At 70.6% G+C, this 1,779-nt stretch carries 2 protein-coding genes and 2 pseudogenes; all 4 read right to left on the bottom strand.

Annotation, left to right across the window (positions count from 1 at the left end; all coding sequences use genetic code 11):
* Positions 1 to 354, bottom strand: a pseudogene (gene obgE, locus D1825_RS00190) (GTPase ObgE); the annotation flags it as partial.
* A 124-nt stretch (positions 355 to 478) separates the two neighbouring features.
* The gene (rpmA, locus tag D1825_RS00185; RefSeq protein WP_118765553.1) at positions 479 to 736 is read right to left on the bottom strand and encodes a 50S ribosomal protein L27; all 258 of its coding nucleotides are present in this window, start codon (positions 734 to 736) and stop codon (positions 479 to 481) included.
* A 61-nt stretch (positions 737 to 797) separates the two neighbouring features.
* Positions 798 to 1,106 carry a 50S ribosomal protein L21 gene (gene rplU, locus D1825_RS00180; RefSeq protein WP_199721427.1) on the bottom strand — a complete coding sequence of 103 codons (309 nt, stop codon included), beginning with the start codon at positions 1,104 to 1,106 and terminating at the stop codon, positions 798 to 800.
* Positions 1,107 to 1,368: 262 nt separating this feature from the next.
* Positions 1,369 to 1,779: pseudogene (locus D1825_RS18045) on the bottom strand (hypothetical protein); the annotation flags it as partial.

Genomic DNA, 1,779 nt, shown 5'->3' with positions numbered 1-1,779 from the left:
GGCGACCACGAACCGCGCGCCGACGCCGATGAGGTCGGCGAGGACCTCGCCGTCCTGCGACTTCACGACGGTCCCGTCGGGGACACCCAGGATCAGGTCGCCACCCGTGCTGCCCGCGCGGTGGTCACCCATGCCCTGGGTGCCGCTCGGCGCGTGCCGGTGGGGCAGGTGGTGGAACTCGAGCAGCGTGGTGACCTGAGGATCGACCTCGAGGATCACCGAGCCGCCGTTGCCGCCGTTGCCGCCGTCGGGGCCCGCCAGGGGCTTGAACTTCTCGCGGTGGATGGACGCACAGCCGTGCCCACCGTCACCGCCGGTCGCGTGCAGCACGACCCGGTCGACGAATGTCGCCACAGCTGTCCTCCTTCGTTCCGATCCCGCCCGTGCTCCTGCGGCGAGATCTGGCTACTGCGATGGTCACACGACGAAGGGGCGCACCGCACCGGTGCGCCCCTTCGTACGAGAAATCTGGTGAAGCTCAGGCCTCGACGGCGACGATGTCGATGACCTTGCGGCCACGACGCGTCCCGAAGGTCACGGCACCGGGCTCGAGGGCGAACAGCGTGTCGTCGCCGCCACGGCCCACGTTGACGCCGGGGTGGAAGTGGGTGCCGCGCTGGCGGACGATGATCTCGCCCGCCTTGACGACCTGGCCACCGAAGCGCTTGACGCCCAGGCGCTGGGCGTTCGAGTCGCGGCCGTTGCGCGAGGAGCTCGCGCCCTTCTTGTGTGCCATGACGAACCTGCTTTCGTGCTCAGAGAATGGGGGCCCGCAGCCGACCGGCCGCGGCGCGAGATCAGGAGATGCCGGTGACCTTGAGGCGGGTCAGCTGCTGACGGTGACCCTTGCGCACGCGGTAACCGGTCTTGTTCTTGTACTTGAGGATGTCGATCTTGGGACCCTTCTCGTCCCGCACGACCTCCGCCGTCACCGTCACCTTGGCCAGGGCCGCGGCGTCGGTGGTGATCTTGTCACCGTCGACCAGCAGCAGCGCCGGCAGCTCGACCGAGGCGCCAGCCTTGGCGGCGAGGCGGTCGACGACGACGATGTCGCCGACGGCGACCTTCTCCTGGCGGCCGCCAGCCTTCACGATCGCGTACACCACGTTGCTGCTCATCTCTGCTCGTCGAACTGCTTGCTGTCTGCGGGTGCCTCGCCGGCACCCGCGCACGACCCGATCCGCCGGCCTGAGCCGGTGAGGTGCGGGGTTCGCATGGGCGCCGCAGCGGCGGCACGATGATCGGCGCGCACCAGACGCGCCGACAGTCCAGGGTACGGACCCAGCACCCCAGGGTCAAACCTGGACGGCGGTGCGGTGGTCCGTCCGACCCCCGACGTGACCAAGGCCACGCCGGGAGCCGGGTCGATCAGTGCTGCGGCGAGCCCTCGGGCTCGACGCCCTGCTCGTCAGCCTGCTCGGACTCCACCTCGGCGTCGTCCTCGTCGCTCTCGAAGGCGCTCTCGAAGAGGACGGCGTCGACGGGCGTGAGCTCGAGCGGGGCGTCGCTCGTGGGTGCGGGCGTCAGGTCCGCGAAAGCCGCCAGCACGTCGAGCACGGGGCGCTCGGCGGCCGGGGCGGCCTCGGGAGCCTCCTTGGCAGACGCGGCGTCCTCGACGACCTCGGTCACCGCGGGAGCCTCGTCGGTCGGCGCGTCGACCTCCACGATCTCGACCTCGAGCTCCTCGAACGTCTCGACCACGACGAGGTCGTCGACGACGATCGAGTCGCCGACGGGCGCCTGCTCGTGGTGCTCGTGGTCGTGCTCGTGCGCGTGCGC

It is taken from the genome of Cellulomonas rhizosphaerae, assembly GCF_003470205.1.
Taxonomy (GTDB): domain Bacteria; phylum Actinomycetota; class Actinomycetes; order Actinomycetales; family Cellulomonadaceae; genus Cellulomonas; species Cellulomonas rhizosphaerae.
The sequence above is the reverse complement of the archived record's forward strand: the minus strand, read 5'-3'. Positions and strand labels throughout refer to the sequence as shown.

Excerpts from the sequence above, each read along its gene's own strand:
- rpmA (WP_118765553.1), bottom strand. The coding sequence starts at position 736 with ATGGCACACAAGAAGGGCGCGAGCTCCTCGCGCAACGGCCGCGACTCG.